This is a genomic window from Kitasatospora sp. NPDC088391, from assembly GCF_044753345.1.
Taxonomy (GTDB): domain Bacteria; phylum Actinomycetota; class Actinomycetes; order Streptomycetales; family Streptomycetaceae; genus Kitasatospora.
Map to the genome: position 1 here is coordinate 90,013 of NZ_JBIVNB010000016.1, position 19,573 is coordinate 109,585.

18 protein-coding genes are annotated in these 19,573 nt (G+C 74.2%); 9 read left to right on the forward strand and 9 right to left on the reverse strand.

Annotated elements, in window-relative coordinates:
* Positions 1–26 precede the first annotated feature (26 nt).
* From efeB to ACIQBJ_RS33035, 3 genes are all read right to left on the reverse strand, one after another.
* Positions 27–1,319: an iron uptake transporter deferrochelatase/peroxidase subunit gene (efeB, locus tag ACIQBJ_RS33025; RefSeq protein WP_400718136.1), complete on the reverse strand. Its 1,293-nt coding sequence runs from the start codon at positions 1,317–1,319 to the stop codon at positions 27–29.
* A 138-nt stretch (positions 1,320–1,457) separates the two neighbouring features.
* Entirely contained in the window at positions 1,458–2,618 is a 1,161-nt protein-coding gene (gene efeO, locus ACIQBJ_RS33030; RefSeq protein WP_400718138.1) for an iron uptake system protein EfeO, read from the reverse strand.
* Positions 2,619–2,925: 307 nt separating this feature from the next.
* Positions 2,926–4,083, reverse strand: coding sequence for an acyl-CoA dehydrogenase family protein (locus ACIQBJ_RS33035; RefSeq protein WP_400718141.1), 1,158 nt, complete (start codon positions 4,081–4,083; stop codon positions 2,926–2,928).
* Between the two features lie 98 nt (positions 4,084–4,181).
* Between ACIQBJ_RS33035 and ACIQBJ_RS33040 the strand changes: the two genes are divergently transcribed.
* The 4 genes from ACIQBJ_RS33040 (at position 4,182) to ACIQBJ_RS33055 (ending at position 7,756) form a co-directional block, all read left to right on the forward strand.
* The gene (locus ACIQBJ_RS33040) at positions 4,182–4,907 is read left to right on the forward strand and encodes a TetR family transcriptional regulator (RefSeq protein ID WP_400718144.1); all 726 of its coding nucleotides are present in this window, start codon (positions 4,182–4,184) and stop codon (positions 4,905–4,907) included.
* A gap of 186 nt (positions 4,908–5,093) precedes the next feature.
* Positions 5,094–5,516 (forward strand): Zn-ribbon domain-containing OB-fold protein, encoded by a 423-nt coding sequence (locus tag ACIQBJ_RS33045; RefSeq protein WP_400718147.1) that lies wholly within the window; start codon positions 5,094–5,096, stop codon positions 5,514–5,516.
* Between the two features lie 273 nt (positions 5,517–5,789).
* Complete coding sequence (locus ACIQBJ_RS33050; protein WP_400718149.1) at positions 5,790–7,208, forward strand: hypothetical protein; 1,419 nt, start codon at positions 5,790–5,792, stop codon at positions 7,206–7,208.
* Positions 7,209–7,405: 197 nt separating this feature from the next.
* Complete coding sequence (locus ACIQBJ_RS33055) at positions 7,406–7,756, forward strand: tetratricopeptide repeat protein (protein ID WP_400718152.1); 351 nt, start codon at positions 7,406–7,408, stop codon at positions 7,754–7,756.
* 78 nt (positions 7,757–7,834) lie between these two features.
* On the opposite strand, the gene ACIQBJ_RS33060 is transcribed toward ACIQBJ_RS33055, so the two are convergent.
* Positions 7,835–8,641 (reverse strand): hypothetical protein, encoded by an 807-nt coding sequence (locus ACIQBJ_RS33060; RefSeq protein ID WP_400718154.1) that lies wholly within the window; start codon positions 8,639–8,641, stop codon positions 7,835–7,837.
* A gap of 171 nt (positions 8,642–8,812) precedes the next feature.
* Here ACIQBJ_RS33060 and ACIQBJ_RS33065 point away from each other — a divergent pair, with 171 nt between their 5' ends.
* On the forward strand, positions 8,813–9,238 hold the full coding sequence (locus ACIQBJ_RS33065; protein WP_400718156.1) for an SRPBCC family protein: 426 nt from the start codon (positions 8,813–8,815) through the stop codon (positions 9,236–9,238).
* Between the two features lie 15 nt (positions 9,239–9,253).
* Here ACIQBJ_RS33065 and ACIQBJ_RS33070 read toward each other — a convergent pair whose 3' ends face one another.
* Entirely contained in the window at positions 9,254–11,272 is a 2,019-nt protein-coding gene (locus tag ACIQBJ_RS33070) for a SpoIIE family protein phosphatase (protein ID WP_400718159.1), read from the reverse strand.
* Between the two features lie 823 nt (positions 11,273–12,095).
* On the opposite strand from ACIQBJ_RS33070, the gene ACIQBJ_RS33075 reads away from it, so the two are divergent.
* Complete coding sequence (locus tag ACIQBJ_RS33075; RefSeq protein ID WP_400718161.1) at positions 12,096–12,455, forward strand: 5-carboxymethyl-2-hydroxymuconate Delta-isomerase; 360 nt, start codon at positions 12,096–12,098, stop codon at positions 12,453–12,455.
* A gap of 55 nt (positions 12,456–12,510) precedes the next feature.
* Here ACIQBJ_RS33075 and ACIQBJ_RS33080 read toward each other — a convergent pair whose 3' ends face one another.
* A complete protein-coding gene (locus ACIQBJ_RS33080; protein WP_400718163.1) occupies positions 12,511–12,873 on the reverse strand; it encodes a VOC family protein in 363 nt (120 codons plus the stop codon).
* 304 nt (positions 12,874–13,177) lie between these two features.
* On the opposite strand from ACIQBJ_RS33080, the gene ACIQBJ_RS33085 reads away from it, so the two are divergent.
* Positions 13,178–14,752 carry an arabinogalactan endo-beta-1,4-galactanase gene (locus ACIQBJ_RS33085; RefSeq protein WP_400718165.1) on the forward strand — a complete coding sequence of 525 codons (1,575 nt, stop codon included), beginning with the start codon at positions 13,178–13,180 and terminating at the stop codon, positions 14,750–14,752.
* Between the two features lie 316 nt (positions 14,753–15,068).
* Here the strand turns inward: ACIQBJ_RS33085 and ACIQBJ_RS33090 are convergent, their stop codons facing one another.
* Together ACIQBJ_RS33090 and ACIQBJ_RS33095 are read right to left on the reverse strand one after the other, a co-directional pair.
* On the reverse strand, positions 15,069–16,277 hold the full coding sequence (locus tag ACIQBJ_RS33090; protein ID WP_400718167.1) for a glycoside hydrolase family 6 protein: 1,209 nt from the start codon (positions 16,275–16,277) through the stop codon (positions 15,069–15,071).
* A gap of 150 nt (positions 16,278–16,427) precedes the next feature.
* Entirely contained in the window at positions 16,428–16,943 is a 516-nt protein-coding gene (locus ACIQBJ_RS33095) for a hypothetical protein (protein ID WP_400718169.1), read from the reverse strand.
* A 235-nt stretch (positions 16,944–17,178) separates the two neighbouring features.
* Between ACIQBJ_RS33095 and ACIQBJ_RS33100 the strand changes: the two genes are divergently transcribed.
* Positions 17,179–18,183 carry an ArsR/SmtB family transcription factor gene (locus ACIQBJ_RS33100; protein WP_400718172.1) on the forward strand — a complete coding sequence of 335 codons (1,005 nt, stop codon included), beginning with the start codon at positions 17,179–17,181 and terminating at the stop codon, positions 18,181–18,183.
* A gap of 19 nt (positions 18,184–18,202) precedes the next feature.
* Here ACIQBJ_RS33100 and ACIQBJ_RS33105 read toward each other — a convergent pair whose 3' ends face one another.
* Entirely contained in the window at positions 18,203–19,006 is an 804-nt protein-coding gene (locus ACIQBJ_RS33105) for an AraC family transcriptional regulator (protein WP_400718174.1), read from the reverse strand.
* Positions 19,007–19,055: 49 nt separating this feature from the next.
* On the opposite strand from ACIQBJ_RS33105, the gene ACIQBJ_RS33110 reads away from it, so the two are divergent.
* Positions 19,056–19,529 (forward strand): DUF2000 family protein, encoded by a 474-nt coding sequence (locus ACIQBJ_RS33110; protein ID WP_400718176.1) that lies wholly within the window; start codon positions 19,056–19,058, stop codon positions 19,527–19,529.
* The last annotated feature ends 44 nt before the right edge of the window (positions 19,530–19,573 follow it).

Genomic DNA, 19,573 nt, shown 5'->3' on the forward strand with positions numbered 1-19,573 from the left:
TGGGGGGCGGGGTCAGCCGAAGGGGGTCAGCCGAAGAGGGTCTGGCCCCACCACTCGCCGGGCTTGCGGACACCGGGCGGGCAGGCGAAGTGGGCGGAACCGACGTGCGTGATGTACTCGTTCAGCTTGTCGTTGGCCGCGAGCCTGGTCTGCAGCGGGACGAACGCCTTGCGGGTGTCGCGCTGGTACGCCAGGAAGAACAGTCCGGCGTCCAGACGGCCGAGGCCGTCCGAGCCGTCGGTGAAGGAGTAGCCGCGGCGCAGGATCATCAGCCCGTTGTTGCTGTCGGGGTGCGCGAGGCGGACGTGCGAGTCCTTCGGCATCGCCGACAGGTCGGGGGTGTCGCGTTCCTTCTGCTTGCCGTAGGGGGCGCCCTCGACCTTGGTGCGGCCGAAGACGTCCTCCTGCTCCTTGAGCGAGGTGCGGTCCCAGGTCTCGATGGTCATCCGGATGCGGCGGGCCACCAGGTAGGAGCCGCCGGTCATCCAGTCGGCGCCGTCGCCGGGGGCGGCCCAGACGTGCTGGGACAGCGCGTCCGCGTCGGTGCCCGCGATGTTGTGGGTGCCGTCCTTGAAGCCCATCAGGTTGCGCGGGGTCTGGCTGTCCGGCGTGGTCGAGGAGGTCTTGCCGAAACCGAGCTGCGACCAGCGGACGTTGACCACGCCCATGCCGATCCGCGCCAGGTTGCGGATCGCGTGCACCGCGACCTGCGGGTCGTCCGCGCAGGCCTGCACGCACAGGTCGCCGCCGCTGCGGCCGGCCTCCAGCCGGTCGCCCTTGAACTTCGGCAGCTCGACCAGCGCCTCCGGCCGCTTCGCCTTCAGGCCGAACCGGTCGGTGCCGTCCTTCTCGAACAGCGTCGGGCCGAACCCGATGGTCAGCGTCAGCCGGGAGGCGGGCAGGCCGAGCGCCTCGCCGGTGTCGTCCGGCGGCGACTCGGGGAGGACGCCGACGGCCCCGCCGCCGACCTCGCGGCCGCCGGTCATCGCGGCGGCGGCCTTCGTCCACTCCTTGAGCATCTTCACCAGCGCGTCGCGGTCCGTGGTGATCACGTCGAACGCGGCGAAGTGCAGCCGGTCCTGGACCGGCGTCGAGATCCCGGCCTGGTGCTCCCCGTAGAACGGGACGTCGGCCTGCTGCGGCGCGGCGGCGCTGTCCTCGCCCGACATGGTCGCGGCGGCGACCGTGCCCACCGCCGCGGCGCCGAGCGCGACGCCCGCGCCCGCCCAGCCTATGACGGCCCGTCGGCTGAGCCCGGCGCGCCGCGCCTCCTCGCCGGCCCCGGCGGGGGCCGCGTGCTGCTCGTTCTCGGCGTCCATCTCTGACGTTCCCTCTCGGACGTGGCCTGCACTGCTTCGGGTCCTCGCACAGTTGCTCGGTCCCTGACGGGGGCTTAGCTTACGCTGCCCTTACTCCGGCCCGACTGGACCGTGACGTGCTGCTTCTGGCCGTCGGGTCTACTTGGTGACGACGGCGGCGGCGAGCTTGGAGAGGGGTTCGCCGAGGGAGTTGACGGCGTCGGAGAAGGTCTTGCGCTGGTCCTCGGTGATCTTGTCGTAGGGGGTGAAGGTGCCGTCGGCGGCGCGGTACTTGGCGAGGAGGGCGGTGATCTTCTCGAACTCGGTGTCGAGGGTCTTGGACAGGGCGGGGTCGTTGTCGGCGGCGACGGGCTTGAGGAGTTCGTAGGCCTGGCGGGCGCCCTCGACGTTGGCGGCGAAGTCGGACAGGTCGGTGTGGCTGTAGCGGTCCTCCTCGCCGGTGATCTTGTTCTTGGCGACCTCGTCGAGGAGTTCCTTGGCGCCGTTGGCCATGCCGGTGGGGGTGATCTCGGCGCTCGGGATGCGCTTCTGCCAGTCCTTGAGGTCGGTGACGAGCCGGGCGGCGAGGGCCTTGTCCTCGTCGGTGATCCTCCCGTCGGCCCAGAGGGACTTCTCGATGCGGTGCCAGCCGGTCCACTGCTGGCCGTCCTCGAGGGCGTCCTCGCGGGTGTCGGTCTTCGGGTCGATGTCGCCGAAGCTCTCCGCGACGGGCTCGGTGCGCTCCCAGCCGGTGCGGGAGGGGGCGAACAGGGCCTTGGCCTTCTCGAGGTCGCCGGCGGTGACGGCGGCGGCGAACTGCTCGGCGACGGGGATCGTGGCGTCGGCCTGTTCCTGGGCGTAGGCGCGGTAGTCGGCCACGGCGCGGGTCAGGCGCTCGTCGGCCTTGGCGGGGGCGGTGGCGCCGGCGGCGGTGACGGTGATCTTCCGGCGGATGCCGTCGCCGGTCATGCCGGGCTTGCAGGCGACCTCGTAGCTGCCGGCCTTGATCTCGGCGTTGACGGTGACCTTGGTGCCGGGGCCGATGTTCTCCCGCTCGGTGACGATCCTGTCGCCCTCGCCGTAGACGTAGACCTCGGTGGTCTTGCCGCCCTTGTTGGCGACCGCGAACTCGACGTGCCCGGCGGGGAACGAGGTCCGCGACAGCTCGCACTTGTCGTCGGTCGCGGTGACCTGCACCGGCCCGGACGCCGCGTCCGCCGAGCCCTTGCCGTCGTCCTTCTTCGAACAGCCCACCAGCCCCGCCCCCGCCACGGCGAGGACCAGGAACGCGGCAGCGACAGAACGACGACGGGCAGACATGCTCACTCCAGGGGCGAGGGTGCGACGGGAACCGACCGACCGCCGGGGCAGCACTCCGGGGCCGCGCAGTAAGCTAAGGCATACCTTAGATCCCCCGCCAGACCCCGACGACACCCCCGCCCGGCCACCCATCGCCCCTCATCCACCCCACCCGCCCAATCCGCCCCTCCCGCAGGCGAGTTGCCCCCTCCCCGGGCACTCCCACCCACCCGGGGTGTGACCGGAACCACGCCTGACCTGGCACTTCGTCAAGACTGGGCAAAGGCTTCGGATTCCCGGGAGGCGGGGGAACGACCCGGCCGGACGGCTACTGGGGGAGGTTGCGGGCCATCACGATGCGCTGGACCTGGTTGGTGCCCTCGTAGATCTGGGTGATCTTCGCGTCCCGCATCATCCGCTCCACCGGGTAGTCCCGCGTGTACCCGTACCCGCCCAGCAGCTGCACCGCGTCGACCGTGATCTCCATCGCCGCGTCCGAGGCGTAGCACTTGGCCGCGGCGCCGAAGAAGGTGAGGTCGTTGTCGCCGCGCTGGGACTTGGCGGCGGCGGCGTAGGTGAGCTGGCGGGCGGCCTCCAGCTTCATGGCCATGTCGGCGAGCATGAACTGGACGCCCTGGAAGTCGGCGATCGGCTTCCCGAACTGCCGGCGCTCCTTGACGTAGCCCTTGGCGTAGTCCAGTGCGCCCTGGGCGATGCCCAGGGCCTGGGCGGCGATGGTGACCCGGGTGTGGTCGAGGGTGCGCATGGCGGTGGCGAAGCCGGTGCCCTCGGCGCCGATCATCCGCTCCGCCGGGATGCGCACGCCGTCGAAGTACACCTCGCGGGTCGGGGAGCCCTTGATGCCGAGCTTCTTCTCCGGCGCGCCGAAGGAGACGCCCTCGTCGCCCTTCTCCACCACGAACGCCGAGATGCCCTTCGACCGCTTCTCCGGGTCGGTCACGGCCATCACCGTGTAGTACTCCGAGACGCCCGCGTTGGTGATCCACCGCTTCACGCCGTCCAGGACCCAGAAGTCGCCGTCGCGCACCGCCCGCGTGCGCATCCCCGCCGCGTCGGAGCCCGCCTCCGGCTCCGAGAGGCAGTACGAGAACATCCCCTCGCCCCGCGCCAGCGCCCCCAGGTACTTCGCCTTCAACTCCTCCGAACCCGCCAGCTGCACCGGCAGCGACCCCAGCTTGTTCACCGCCGGGATCAGCGACGACGACGCGCACACCCGCGCCACCTCCTCGATCACCAGCACCGTCGCCAGCGCGTCCGCCCCCGCACCCCCGTACTCCTCCGGCACGTGCACCGCGTGCAGGTCCGCCGCCCGCAACGCGTCCAGCGCCTCCTGCGGAAAACGCCCCTCCTCGTCGACCGCCGCCGCGAACGGGGCGATCTTCGCCTCCGCCAACGAACGCACCGACTCCCGGAGCATCTCGTGCTCCTCGCCGATCCGATACAGGTCGAAGTCCTGGGTGGTCATGGCAGTCTCCTCAGTGTGGCACTCAGTACCCCCGATTATGCACACTGAGTACCGCCGATCACAGCCTCGACGCCCCGGTCGGTGCTACCGTCCGGGGTATGAGCGAGGTGCATGGGCGGGAACGGACCGCCGGCGGCGAGAAGGGGCGGCCGACGATGCGGGACGCCCTGGTGGAGGCGGCGTTCCGGCTGTTCTCGGAGCGGGGCTTCGAGCAGACCACGGTGGACGACATCGTCTCGCTCGCGGGGGTCGGCCGGCGGTCGTTCTTCCGCTACTTCCCGTCCAAGGAGGCGGTGGTCTTCCCGGACCACGACGGCTGCCTGGCCGACATGACGGCGTTCCTGGCCGGGGCCGACCCGGCCGGCGACCCGGTGGAGCAGGTCTGCGACGCGGCCCGCCTGGTGCTGCGGATGTACGCGGCGAACCCGGCCTTCTCGGTGGGGCGCTACCGGCTGACGAAGCAGGTCCCGAACCTGCGCATCCACGAGCTGTCGGTGGTCTGGCGCTACGAGCGCACCCTGGCCGGCCACCTGCGCTCGCGCTACGCGGCCCGCGCGGACGGCGGGCTGCGGGCGGACGTGATCGCGGCCGCCGTGGTCGCCGCGCACAACTACGCGCTGCGGGCCTGGCTGCGCTCGGGCGGCGAGGGCGACGTGGGCGCGGCGGTGGACGAGGCGCTGCAACTGGTGGCGGACACCTGGGGCGGGGGCGCCGAGGGCGGCGGGACGGGCTCGGCCGACGAGGAGGTCGTGGTGATGGTGGCCCGGCGCGGCACCCCGATGTGGCGGGTGGTGCAGGGGGTCGAGGCGGCCCTGGAGGGCTGATCCTCGGCCGGGCACCCCGGCGGGGAATCTGACGGCCCGTCGAACATCGGACGATCGGACTGGCACTCGGTACCTTTACAGGAGGCACTGAGTGCCATACCTTCCTTCTGGCAGACGCCCCGACCGCACGCCCTCGTACCGGGCGGCGGTACGGCGGCCCACCCCCGGCCCAGGGAGGACACGGCCATGACCCTCATGCTCGCACCGGCCGCACCGACGACGACCCAGGCGATCCCGACGATCCCGGCGCCCCCGACGCCCCTGTCCGCCACCGCCGCGCCCGGCGAGGCGGAACTCGCCTACCTGCGCTGCCACTGGTGCCACTCGGCCAGCGCCACCACCTGCCTGCTCTGCCCGGTCTGCGGCTCGGCCGACCTGGAGCCGGCCCCCGCCTCCGGCCGCGGCACGGTGCAGCGCCTGCTGCGCCCGACCCGCCGCGGGCCGCACCTGAACCGCCCGTACCTGATCGTGCTGGACGAGGGCTTCACCGTGCAGGCGGCGGTGCTCGGCGGACTGCCGGGCGCGGTGCCGATCGGCGCGCAGGTGCAGCTGGTCACCAGCGAGGAGGGCGGCCGGGTGCTGACCTTCCGCCTCACCCCCCGGACCTGACGGCCGGAAACCCCGGCACCCCTACCCGGCGCCCCTACCCGACTCCCCGCATCTGACGCCCCGTCGGAAAGCTTCCGGCGCGCCCGGACCCCGCCTCTCCCACTGGCACCCCGTGCCACCGGGAGGGGCTTCTCCTTTCCCGGAAATCCCCCTGGTGCGCACACTTCCCACACGGGGTGCAGTGGGGGTGACGGCGTGGCGTGAACCCGTGCACGGAGCGCTGTCGCGCGGGTAGGGTCGGTGACGTTTGTCGTTCCGGGGGAGGTAGTCCACGTGCTCGATCTGAGCCCTCGTCAGTCGGCCGCCGGGTGGCGGCCGCCGTCCGGCCCGGCGCCGGGGCGGGAGTGGCGCAAGGGTCTGGCGGTCAATCCGGCGACGCCCGCCGAAGTGCTGTGCCGCCTGCTGGAGGACGGTGCGGAGCCGGGCTGGCTGGCCCGGCGGCCGGGGCTGCCGTGCCGGGCGTTCGAGGAGGCGCTGGCGCACGGCGACTGGCGGGTGCGGGCGGCGCTGGCGGAGCGGGCGAACCTGCCGGTGCGGGTGCTGTCTGCGCTGGCCCGCGACCGGGAGCGCCGGGTCCGCCGGGCCGCGGCCTCGGCGGCGCAGCGGGTGGCGCTGCCGCCGGAGGTGCTGGCGGCGCTGGCGGGCGACCGCGACCCGGACACCCGGCGCCGGGTGCCGTCCTGCGCGGGGCTGCCGGCCGAACTGCTGGTGCGCCTGGCGCAGGACGCCTCGCCGCTGGTGCGGGCGGCCGCGGTCCGGGCGGGGAGCTGGCCGGAGCTGCCGCCGCGGGTGCGGACGGCGCTGCGGGCGGACCGCGACCAGGCGGTGCGCTCGGCGGTGCAGCGGGCGCTGCGGGTGGAGCGTCCGCTACCGGTGACGCTGGCGGGGTACATCGCGGAGAGCGACCCGGTGCGGCGGGAGCGGACGGCGGCGGGGGCGGCGCTGGAGCGGGCGCTCGGCCAGTGGCTGCTGCTGGACGACGACCCGCGCATCCGGTGCGCGGTGGCGGCCAACCCGGAACTGCCGACGGACCTGGCGATGGCGCTGGCGGGCGATCCGCACGAGGGGGTGCGCCTGGAGGTGTCGCTGCGGGGCGACCTGACGGAGGATCAGCGTTCCACGGTGCACTACCGGTTGCCGGACGGGCCGCCGCCGGAGCTGCCCTGGGTGGCGGAGCGGGCGGGCGATCCGGCGGAGCTGCTGCGGCTGGCCCGGTCGGCGCACCCGGCGGTGCGGCGGGCGGTGGCGGCGCTGGAGCGGCTGCCCGGCGAGGCGGTGGCGCTGCTGGCGGCGGACCCCGAGCTGTCGGTGCGCCTGGCGCTGGCGGAGCACTGCGCGGACGCGCCGGGCGAGCTGCTGCGCTCGGTGTACCTGGAACTGCACGGACCGGCCTCGCTGCTGGCGCGGCCGGGGTTCGGGGCGCCCGGGCTGGCCGGGCTGGCGGACCGTCCGGAGCCGGCGCTGCGGCTGGCGGCGCTGCGGGACCCGGAGGCGCCGCCGGAGGTGCTGGCGGCGCTGGCCCGGGACGCGGACCCGGCGGTGGCACGGGCGGCGGCGGGCGATCCGCGACTGCCGCTGGAGGTGCTGCTGGACCTGCTGGCGGACGGGGCGCACCCGGTCGAGGCGGCGGCGAACCCGGCGCTGCCGGTGGCGTTCATGCACCGGCTGCTGGACTTGGCGGCCGACGCCTGACCGCCGCCGGGAGGGCGTCGTCCGCAGTGGGGAGGGCGTCGTGCTCAGTCGGGAGGGCGTCGTGCTCAGTCGGGAGGGCATGGTCCGGGGCCGGGAGGGTGCCGTCCGCGGTCGGAATAGCCCTGGATCGGTGAATGTTCAACCACCTGTCGGGTCACGGCGACCCGGCGGAACCCGGACCACGGGAAGGAACGGACATGACCACCGACCTCGGCCTGAACAGCGGCACCACCGCCGAGCGCTGGGACCGCGCCCGGCTGTTCTTCGACTCCAAGGCGTACGCGGACGCCGCGCGCATCCTGGTGGGCGTGGTCGAGGAGTCGCCGGAGCAGGTCGGCCCGCGGCTGCTGCTGGCCCGCGCCTACTACCACTCCGCCCAGCTGCGGCGCGCCGAGGAGCAGCTGCGCGAGGTGATCGAGCGGGACCCGGTGGAGCACTACGCGCACCTGGTGCTGGGCCGCACCCTGGAGCGGCAGGGCCGGAGTGCCGAGGCCGCCCCGTACCTGCGGCTGGCGGCCGCGTTCGACGGCGAGTTCCCCTCGATCTGACGGAGCACCTCCCGCGCGGCGGAACGCCCCTGCCCCCGACCGGATTCCTGGTCGGGGGCAGGGGCGTTCCCGGCCGGCTCACTTGGGGAGCTTGAGGTTCCACATCGTCAGGTCCGCCTCCAGCTCGCCGTAGCTGCCGTCGTCGGGGTGCAGGGCGGTGACGTTCACCAGCGTGAGGGGCGAGCGGCCGTCCACGACGCACACCCGGTCGCCGACCGAGACCTCGACCTCCTGGCGGAGCTGGGTGGTCAGCAGGGTGCGGCAGTCCTCCGCGGTGGGGGCGCCGGCGCCGGTCCAGGTGGCCACCTGGCCCTTGATCTTCATGCCGCCCTGGATGCGCTGCGCGCTGGGCCAGATGTCGCCGATGGTGTCCTTGTCGCGCACCCGCGGCGGCGTCGTGGCCAGGTCGATGCCCGCCAGGCCGAAGCGGACCTTCCCGCTCCAGCTCACCGCCGAGGCGGCCGACGGCGGGGCGGCGGTGGCCCCCGGCTGGGTGGCGGCCGTCCCGCCCCCGGTGGAGGCCGCGACGGTGGACTGCGGAGCGGGGGCCGGTCCCGCCGAGGGGCCCGCGCCGCCGCCCCCGGAGAAGGCGGCGATCGCGCTCGCCACACCGGCCGCGGCGCTGACCACGGCGGCGATCACGCCCCAGGTCTTGGCCGCCGAGGACCTCGGCTCCGGCCGACCGGGCTGCTGCTGACCGGGGTAGGGCTGGCCGGGCTGGGAATGCCCCGGGTACGGGGGCTGCTGCTGGCCGGACTGCGGGTGGCCCGGGTACGAGTAGTCCGGGTACGAGTGGTCCGGGTGGGCCCCCGGCCGGTGCGCCGACCGGCCGTCGGCTCCCGGGGTTCCGTCGGGCGGTGTGTGCTGCGACGGCTGATCCTGCATCAAGTCCCCCGACCTGTGACGGAACTGGCTTGCTCATGCCGAGAACGGCTGCCGGAACCATAGCCGATCCCCCGACCTGCGCGCTCGTCCCACCGGGCCGTGCCTTTGCCGTCGCGCCGCGATCCTTGGCAGGCTGGAGGGAGCACCGTCGACGGAACGGAGGCGCCCGCGATGCGGACCCTGGAGGAGCAGATCGAGGTGACCGCCCCGGTGGGGGCGGCCTGGGCGCACCTGCACCGGGTGGCGGAGTACCCGCGCTTCGTCGGCGGGGTGGTCCGGGCGGACGCCCGGGGGCGGCACCACGCGCACCTGGACGTGGAGTTCGACGGGGGGCGGCACGCGGTGGACGCCGAGTTGACGGACCGCGGCCGGGGCCGGGTGATGAGCTGGGAGACCCGGACGGGGCCGCCGCTGCGCGGCACCTTCGCGCTGTACCCGCTGGACGCCGGGCACACCCGGGTGCAGGTGCGGGTCGAGTACGACCCGGACGGGCTGACGGCGGCACTGGGCGGGCCGCGCGGGTTCGCGCAGAGCCGGGCGGTGGAGGAGGCGGTCCGCGCCGACCTGGCGCTGTTCAAGCGGCTCTGCGAGGAGTGAGCGCGCCGGCCCCCGTCAGGCCCCGAAGGGCAGCTCGGCCCAGATCACCTTCCCGCTGTCGGGGTAGCGGGTGCCCCAGCGCTCGGCGAGCTGGGCGACCAGGAACAGGCCGCGCCCGCCCTCGTCGGTGTCGGCGGCGTACCGCAGGTGCGGGGAGGTCGCGGAGCCGTCCCAGACCTCGCAGATCAGCGCGCGGTCACGGAGCAGCCGGACCCGGATCGGGGCGGCGGCGTACCGGATCGCGTTGGTGATCAGTTCGCTGAGCACGAGTTCGGCGGCGAAGGCCTGCTCGCCGAGGCCCCAGTCGTCGAGGCGGCGGGTGACGGCGGCCCGGACGCGGGCCACCGCGGCGGGGTCGGCGGGGACCTCCCAGTCGGCGACGTGGTCGGCGGGCAGCGCGCGGGTGCGGGCGACCAGCAGCGCGATGTCGTCCGCCGGCGTGTCGGGCAGCAGGGCGTCGAGCAGGTCCTGACAGGTCTGCCGGGGGTCGCGGCCGGGGCGGGCGAGCGCGGTGCGCAGCAGTTTCAGGCCATGGTCGGGGTCGTGGTCGCGGGACTCCACCAGCCCGTCCGTGTACAGCACCAGGCTGCTGCCCTCGGCGAGCTCCAACTCACAGCTCTCGTACGGGAGTCCGGTGATGCCGAGGGGCGGCCCGGCGGGCAGGTCGGGGATCTCGACCCGGCCGTCGGGGTGGACCACGGCGGGCGGCGGGTGGCCGGCCCGGGCGAGGGTGCAGCGGCGGCCGACCGGGTCGTAGACGGCGTACAGGCAGGTCGCGCCGGTGATCGGGCGCTCCGGGTGGCCGGCCCCCGGGTGCTCCTGGTCGAGGCGGTTGACCAGGGCGTCGAGGTGGCCGAGGAGTTCGTCGGGGGCGAGGTCGAGGGAGGCGAAGGTGTGCACGGCGGTGCGCAGCCGGCCCATGGTGGCGGCGGCGTGCACGCCGTGGCCGACCACGTCGCCGACCACCAGGGCGACCCGGGCGCCGGACAGCGGGATCACGTCGAACCAGTCGCCGCCGACGCCGGCGTGCGCGGGCAGGTAGCGGGAGGCGACCTCCAGGGCCTGCTGCTGCGGCAGTCCGGCGGGCAGCAGGCTGTGCTGCAGGGCGACCGCCATGGTGTGCTCGCGGGTGTAGCGGCGGGCGTTGTCGACCAGGACGGCGGCGCGGGCGGTGAGCTCCTCGGCGAGGGTGCGGTCCTCCTCGTCGAAGGCCGGGCGGGGGCGGGCCCGCCAGAAGGTGGCGATGCCGAGCAGCGCGTCCCCGGCGGCCAGCGGCACCGCGATCAGGGTGTGCACCTGCTGGGCGCGCATCGCGTCGACGGTGCCGGGGCTGATGTCGTCCCAGGCGGCGAGCGCGGCCGTCAGGTCGGGTTCGGCGACCGAGCGGCCGTCGGCCATCGCGCGGGCCCGCGGGGTGCCGGGGACCAGCGGCACCGCCGATCCCGGTACCAGCAGCGGGGACCACTCACCGACCCCGGCGAGCGCGGCGCGGCGCATCGGGCGGCCCCGGTCCGGGTGCGGGTCGCCGCCGTCGAGGACGCCCTCGTACAGGTCGACGCTGGCGAAGTCGGCGAACGCCGGGACGAGGGCGGCGGCGAGTTCCTGGCAGGTGCGGGTGATGTCGAGGGTGGTGCCGATCGAGCCGCCGGCCCGGTAGAGCAGTTCGAGCCGCCGCCGGGCGGTGTCCGGGGCGTCGTCCGCAGCGGTGTCCGGGTCTGCGGGCGGGACGGCGGGCGGGGCGCTGTCGCGGAGCGTGGCGAGTCGGCAGGGCGGGCCGCCGGAGCGGTCGGTGGGGTGCAGGTCGACCGCCAGGGTGCGGCCGCCGGCCCGCACGGGGGCGTCGGTGGCCTCCGGCCCGGCGTCCAGCAGGGCGGTCAGCGCGGGCGGCAGGCCGAGGGCCCCGAGCGGGCTCCCCTCGCAGTCGGCGGGCAGCTCCAGCAGGCGGCGGGCCTCGTCGTTGGCGTACAGCAGGCGTTCGGCGTCGAGCAGCAGCACGCCCTCGCGGACGACGGTGGGCTCGGGGACGGGCGTCATCCGCACCGTCCGACCGGGGAGGAGCGCGTCGGGCGGGGGCCCGGGGCCGTACCCGGCGAGCCCTGCTGCGGGGCCGGCCGCAGGGCCGGGACCGCCCACAGGCCCGGGACCGGCCGGGGACGCGGGGTCGGCCTGGGACGCGGGGTCGGCCTGGGACGCGGGGCCATGGGCAGTCGGCCTGCGGAGGTCCGGTCCGCGCCGCTGCGTCCACCGAGTGCTGCCCGAAACCGGGTCATACCCCCATTCCTACACTCCCCGGTCGGGCCGGGCCAATGGCCGCGCCCGGATTTCCGCTGCTGATGTGCTGTTTTTCATCCGGCTTTATTCGACTGACAATCCGTCAGGGGGTTGCCATGCTGTGCCGCATGGACGACGAGGAGAAGTGGGTGTCGCTGTTCGGGTGGCCGAACGAGGCGGGCCGTCCCCGACCGCACGAGCAGTTGGGCGCTTGACTGCGCGCCCACGGCATCGACTGGCGGGCGATCGACGAGCAGGACGTCCGGATCGACCACTCCTGCGGCATCGGCCCGGACGGCCACTGGTGGGGCTGGCTGCAACTGCGGGTGGACGCGACCGCGTTGCGGCGGCTGGGCCTGCACCCCGAGCAGCCCTCGGCCGTCCCCGCCGATCCGCCGCCGCCCGCGTGGTGGGGCCGGTGGTGAGGGGTGGCCGCCGGCAGGTGGTGAGGGGCGGCCGCCGGTGGTGAGTGGTGCCCGTCGGTGCGGGCCGTCCGTTTTCCGGTACCCCGGGTGCGGCGGGCGGACGGGGTGGGGCCAGGATGGGTGGATGTAGAAGCCAAGCATCTGCGCGAGGAGGTCCCGCCATGCCCCACATCACCGTCGACTACTCGCCGCAGCTCGCCGACGCCTTCGACCGCCCCGAGTTCGTCCGCGAGCTGCACCCGCTGGTGCGCGAGCGGGTGGCCTCCCGGGGCGTCTGCAAGACCTTCTTCCGGCAGGCCGCCGAGACCTGGGTGGACGACGCGGACGGCCAATTGGTCGCCTTCGTGCACATCGCGATCGGACTGCTCCCGGGACGGCCCGAGGGGCTGAAGGCGCGACTCTCCGAGGAGGTGCTGCGCCTGCTGGACAAGCACCTGCGGCCCACCCTCGGCCGCGAGGTGGTGCGCTCGGCGGAGGTCCGCGACCTCACCGCCTCCTACCGCCTGCGCACCGGCTGGTAGCCCTCCCCCACCTCCGGGGCTCCGGGCCTCCGGGGCTTCGCCGGACCGCCGGGGTTCAGCGGTGGCCGAGCACGTTCACCACCCGGCCGTTCGGGTCGCGGACGAAGAAGCGGCGCACGCCCCACTCCTCGTCGCTCAGCGGGTGGACAATCTCCGCCCCCGCCGCCCGCATCGCCGCGTATGCCGCGTCGACGTCCTCGACCTCCACACTGACGTCCGGCACCAGCGCGGCGGTGGCGTCCCGCGTCATGAAGCTCAGCTGGGCGGTCGGGCTGCCCGGGGCGGCCAGCGTCATGATCCACCCGTGGTTCATCACCTCCTCGAAGCCGAGCCGCCCGTAGAACTCCCGATTCTCGGCCTGCCCGGCCTCCCCCTCCCGCGCCACCCGCACGTTCGGCACCACCCGCCGCACCGCCATCGCCCACTCCCTCCTCCGGTTCCGTACTCCACGGGTAGCACACTGCGCCGACAGGCCCGGCCCCCTGACGCGCCGTCGCCTCCCCAGCGGGCTGTGAACGTTCACATGAATTGACCTCGGGTACCTTGCCAAGGATCCCATCCATGCGCTTTTCTATGCGGAATACGTCGGCTCGTGGGTGTGTACGTTCCCATCGGGGTCGGGCCACTGCCCGAACCCGGCCGACGGGCCTCCCCCACCCGGCCCGGCGGGCGACCGGCCTTCCCCCGGCCCGTCCCGCCCGCCCCCATCGCCAAGGACGACGATGCACCAGGCACTCAAGCGCGCGCTCGTCAGCGCCGCCGCCGCGATCCCGCTCGCCACCACCGCCGTCGCCGGCGTCCCCGGCACCGCCCACGCGGCCAGCACGCTCGGCAACGGCGGCTTCGAGACGGGCGGCACCGGGACCGCCACGCCCGCCGGCTGGTCCACCTACTCGGCGGCGGGCAGCGACAGCGCCTCCTTCACCGAGGCCGGCGGGCACGGCGGCTCCTACCGGCTCACCCACTACGCCGCCTCCGCCTACAAGGTGGAGACCTACCAGTACCTGTCCGGCCTGGCCGACGGCAGCTACACGCTGACCGCCTGGGTCCGCTCCGGCGGCGGCCAGAACTCCGCCTACCTGGCCCTGCGCAACTGCGGCTCCGCCGAGCAGCGCACCGACCTGCCCGTCACCCCGAACGGGGCCTGGGTCCGGCTGGTCACCCCGGTCCGGGTGACCGGCGGGCAGTGCACGATCAGCATCGTCTCCGACGCCAACGCCGGGAACTGGATCAACGTCGACGACGTCACCTTCGCCCCCGGCTCGACCGGGGTGGCCGTCCGGGGCGTGGACGTCTCCACCCTGAAGAAGAGCGAGGACAAGGGCGGCGTCTACAAGTACGCCGACGGCACCACCGGGGACGCGCTGAGCATCCTGCACGCCAACGGCGCGAACTACGCGCGCCTGAAGGTGTGGGTGAACCCCGCCGACGGCTACAACACCAAGGCCCGGGTGCTGACCATGGCGAAGCGCGCCAAGGCGCTCGGCATGGGCCTGCTGATCGACTTCCACTACTCCGACACCTGGGCCGACCCCGGCGCGCAGACCGTGCCCTCCCCCTGGTCCGGCTACAGCCTCGCCCAGCTCGAATCGGCGGTGTACGACCACACCTACGACGTCCTCGACGCGCTGAAGGCGCAGGGCACCACCGCCGACATGGTGCAGATCGGCAACGAGATCAACGGCGGCATGCTCTGGCCGCAGGGCTCCACCTCCAACTGGTCGAACCTGGCGGCGCTGCTCACCCAGGGCGCCAAGGCCGCCAAGGCGGTGAGCGGCTCGACCAAGGTCGCGCTGCACCTCGCCAAGGGCGGCGACGACGCCGGGGCCCGGACCTTCTTCGACAACGCGGTGGCCCGGGGCGTGCCGTTCGACCTGATCGGACTCTCCTACTACGGCTACTGGCACGGCCCGCTCAGCGACCTGCAGACCACCCTGGACGACCTGGCCGCCCGCTACGGCAAGCAGGTGTTCGTCGCCGAGACCGCCAACGCCTTCACCCTCGCCAACAACGACGCCCTGGAGAACAACCTCGCCACCGCCGCCCAACTGCAGGCCGGCTACCCCGCCACCCAGGCCGGCCAGGCGGCCGGCCTGCGCGACGTGCTGAACGTGGTCGAGGCCGTCCCGAACGGCCGCGGCCTGGGCGTCTTCTACTGGGAACCGACCTGGACCGCCGTCCCCGGCAACGGCTGGAACCCCGCCGACCCGGCCTCCGGCGACGCCTGGGAGAACCAGGCCCTGTTCGACTACAGCAACAAGCCGACCGCCGCGACGAGTTGGCTGCGCCACCGCTGAGGCGGACGCACCGCGCCCGGGCAGGAGCTTCGGCCCCTTGCCCGGGCGCGGCCGGAAAGCGGTTTCCCGTTGGTCCGACGGACCTGGCGGAGTGCCGTCGGTTTCGGAAAGCGGTTTCCCGTTCGTTCGACGGACTTGACGGAGCGTCACCGGAAAGCGGTTTCCGGTTCGTCCGACAGATTGGGCGGCGTGTGGCGGGAAAGCGGTTTCCCGTTCGCCCGCCGAGCCCGTCACCGCGTCACCACGCCGCCACGCCGCCACGCCGCCACGCCGCCGGAAAGCGTTTTCCCGCCGGTCCGGCGAACCAGACGTCGCGTCAGTGTGTCGGGAAGAGCCCGGTGTTGAAGCCGAGCTTCGGGGCGGCGTTGGCCGCGAGGGCGTGGGCCTGTGCGGGCCACCAGGCGCCGGCGGCCGGGTCGACGGTGCCGTATTCGGGGTCGGCCGGTCCGGCGGTGCCGCGGGTGCAGCTGCCGTCGGACTCGCCCGGGACCTTGATCCACAGGAAGGCGTCCAGCAGCGGTTGGCGGGTGTCGGCGGTGGGCCGGGCGCCCAGGCCGCGGCCGGGCGGGTTGCACCAGGTCTGCGGGTCACCGGTGTACTTGCCGGGTTCGGGTGTCCACGGGCCCTGCCCGTTGCGGCTGCTGTCGATCACGAAGTGGGTCAGTTCCGCGTCGGCGGGAACCCGGCTCGCGTACCAGGCGTCGGCGTCGGCGGCCGGCCAGTACTGGTTGGCACAGGAGTCGGCGGTGGCGCCCGGGGTGTTCCGCAGGTACCAGACGCACTTGGAGACCAGGGTGCCGTAGCGGGTCAGCGCGGCGTCGGGCTGGTAGTTCGACACGTTCAGGAAGAAGCCCTGGGCGCGGGCCACTCCGGCGTCGATCAGCAGTTGGGCCTGGGTGCCGACGTTCTGCCAGCCGCTGTGCCCGGCGTCCAGGTAGACGATCGCCTGCCGCTGTTGCTGGAGCCGGTCGACGGCGGCGGAGATCTCGGTGAGGCGGTCCTGCTGCTGGGCGGCGGTGCCGCCGCAGAACGCGGGCGACAGTGCGAGGCCGTCCGGTTCCAGGACCACGACCGTCCGGCGGTCGCCGATGCCGCGCGCGAGGGCGTCGATCCAGGCCGCGTACTCGGTGCTGTTGGAGGCGCCGCCCGCGGAGTACTGCGAGCAGTCCCGGCCGGGCACGTTGTACGCCACCGCGACCGGGACCTGCCGGGCCCGCGCGGCCTTCGCCTGGAGCGCCGCCATCGCGTCGGTGGTCTCCTGCGGGGTCGCCGTCCCGTTGAACCACTGCGCGACCGGCCAGGACGCCAGCAGTGCCATCGACGCGGCCCCGGGCAGGTCGTGGGCCTTCAGGTCGGTCAGGGCCTGCTGGCCGGCCTTGCTCCCGGGGTCGACGTAGAACCGGGTGTCCGGTGCGAGGGTCCGCGCCGCGGGCGTCGCCGCCTGGGCGGGCACGGCGGCGCCGAGGCCGGCGGCGAGCAGGGCGGCGAGCGACAGCGCGGTTCGGACGGGGCGGGGTGGGCGCATGGCAGGTCTCTCCCGGCAGGGATCGGCGATCGGACGGAGCCGCCATGCACCCACCTCTGTCGACGCCCCGTCAAGACCGCGCCCCGGCCGCCCGCCCCCACCCGCCCGCTCCGCTGAAACTTTCACCTGCCGCCGGGCGGGGGCCGACTGTCAGTACCAGCAGCGCGTGTAGGCGCGGCTGGTGTCGTACGAGCCGTCGCTGAAGTTCCAGGTCGGGGTCCGGCCCTCGCAGCTGTGACCGTTCGCGGTGAAGCTCATCACGCCGTAGTAGTGGCGCTCCGAGGACGGGTTGCTGTAGATCGACAGCATCGGTGACTCCCACCAGGAGCCCTGCGGGCCGGAGTTGGCGGTGCCCGTGCCGGCGTTGTTCAGGAGCGCGATCTGGCCGTTCCCGTAGGTTCCGGCGGTGAAGTGGACCTCGGCGTACGCCTGGGCGGTGCAGGAGTTCCAGGCGAAGTAGAACTGGCCGAGGCTGCCGGACGGGGAGTTGATCTGCTGGACCGGGCCCAGCGCCGACAGGCCGCAGGCGTGGGCGGACGACGCCCCGACGGTGGCGATGGTCAGGCTCGACGCCGCCACGCCGAGCGCCACGATCGCGGCACGGACGCGGACGCGAGCACGGGTGTGGGTGCGGGCATAGGTGCGGATACGGGTGCGGACAGTCATGACGAAATCCCTCCAGGGTTACTACAGAAGGCAGTTGGGCGCGGCGGGCGGTCCGTTCCGCCCGTCGCGGCGTGGTGCGGGCTCCATCCTCCGGAGAGCGGTTCCGGTCGGCGCGGGGTTTCGGCGCTGTCCGAAACCGCGCGGTAGCCGGGTGCCGTCCGCGGCTGGCACGATGCGGGTCGGGGTCGGGGCGGGGTCGCCGGGGGGGCGGCGCGGCGTGGCCGGGGGGGCACGGATGCTACGGATTCACTTCACGGCCCAGGACTTGGTCCGGGTGGACCTGATCGAGCCGCTGCCCGAGATCAGCGAGGCGGTGCTGAGCCTCCAGGTCGCCCGCCGCACCGACCAGGAGGTGCGCTTCGGCGCCTGGCGGACCGGGCTGCGCACCCAACTGCCCGCCGGGGTCGGGCCCTTGCTGGATCTCGTTCCCGCCCGGGGCTGGATACCGGACTTCCTCACCCCGACGACGAATCCCGGGGAGCCGGCTGCGGCTCTGGAGGACGTCCGCGCGACCCCGCGGCACCGGTTGGCGGCCGACCTGGGCCGGTTCGCGGGGGCGAGGCCCCTGCCCGACTGGGTCAGCTCCCTCGGCCACGGTGATCCCGGGGCGATGGATGTCGTCGTCCGGGCGTTGGGTGCGTACCACGCCGCGGTGATCGCTCCGCGGGTCCGGGCTCTCCAGGGCGTTCTCGACGCCGAGTTGGCCCGTCGGACGACGAGCCTGTACCGGCGCGGCATCGGCGGTCTGCTGGGCGGTCTGCATCCCGCGCTGCTCTGGCGCCCGCCCGTGCTGACCGTCCCGGCCCGGGCCGACGCGGACGTCCACCTCGCCGGGCGCGGTCTGATGCTGGCGCCCATGCTGTTCTGCGGCCCGCTGCCGCGGCTGGTCGACGGGGGCGCCGACCGGGTGCCGGTGCTCTGCTACCCCCTGCCCTTCGACCTCGCCGCGAACCCGCTGTCCGACGCCTCGCCCGCCCAACAGCGGCAGCACGCCTCGGCGTTGGGGCGGCTGCTCGGCACCACCCGCGCGGCCGCTCTCCGCGCGATCGCCTCGACGCCCGGGCTCAGTACGGCCGAACTCGCCGACCGGCTCGCCGTCTCGCTCGCCTCGGCCTCCGAGCACGCCACCGTCCTGCGCCGGGCCGGTCTCACCACCACCCACCGCGACGGGCCCCGGGTGCGCCACCACCTCACCGCGGCGGGTGCCACCGTCCTCGCCGCCCCGATCGCCGCGCCCTGACCGGGCGCGGTGCGGCCGCCTACCGCGTTCGGCGGGCGTAGCGGCCCGGGGTGGTGCCGAGGATGCGGCGGAAGTGGCGGGTGAGGTGGGACTGGTCGTGGAAGCCGAGGGTGGTGGCGACGGTGGCGGCGGGGTGGCCGTCGAGGAGGAGGCGGCGGGCCCGGTCGACGCGGCGTGCGGTGAGGTACTGGTGCGGGGGCAGGCCGAACGCGGTGCTGAAGGCGCGGACCAGGTGTGCGGGGTGGGCGTGGAGTTGCGCGGCCGCCTCGTCGAGGGTGGTGCGTTCGGTGAGGCGGGCGTCGAGCAGGTCGCGGAGGTCGTGGGCGAGGGTGGAGCGGGCGGGTGCGGTCGGTCGGGCCTGCGGCGGGCGCAGCAGGGTGCGGAGCCGTTCGCCGATCAGGGCGAGTCGGCTCTCGGCCTCCAGTTCGTCGCCCACCGTGCCGAGGACGGTGTGGAGTCGGCCGACCCGGTGGCGCAGCAGGGGGTCGGCGAGGTCCGGTCCGTCGACGGCGGCGCCGATCAGCTCCTCGCCGATCCGGTCGGGTTCGAGGTAGAGGACGCGTTTGCGGAAGCCGCCGTCGGTGGCCGGTGAGCCGTTGTGCGGGACGTGCGGCGGCAGCAGGCTGACGGTGTCGTGCGGGGTGCCGCGGCGGTGGCGGTCGAGGTCGTAGCGGACCGCGCCGTGGTCGACGATCAGCAGGGTCCAGGAGTCGTGGACGTGCATGGGGTAGCGGTGTTCGGTGAGGTGCGCGTGGAGCACCTCGACCACGCCCGGGACGTGCGGGCGCCAGGCCGTGATCTCCTGCCGGGGTGCCGCTGCCATGCAAGGAACGTACAAGACCGGGCGGCGGGCCGACCGGCACGCTCACTCCATGGACGCTTCCCCCTCCCCCGTTCCTGCCGCCCCGGCCGCCACCGCCGTGCCCGCCCCGGCCGCCCGTTTCGACACGAAGATCGCCGTGCTGCTGCGCGAGGACCTCGCGCCCTGGCAGCGGCTGAACGTGACCGCGTTCCTGGTGAGCGGGCTGGGCACCGCCGTCCCGGAGTTGATCGGCGAGCCGTACGCGGACGCGGACGGGACGGGCTATCTGCCGATGTTCCGTCAGCCGGTGCTGGTCCTGGAGGGCGGCCGGGAGGTACTGGCCGCAGCGCACGGGAAAGCGGTTTCCCGCGGCCTTCCGGTGGCGGTGTTCACGGCGGAGCTGTTCGGCACCGGCAACGACCGGGACAACCGGGCGGCCGTCCGCGCCGTTCCGGCCGCCGCGCTCGACCTGGTGGGCCTCGCGCTGCACGGGCCGCGCAACGCGGTGGACAAGGTGCTCAAGGGCGCCCGCATGCACCCTTGAGCAGTCTGCCCGCGATGGTGCCCGGTCGCGGTCTTCGCCCGCGC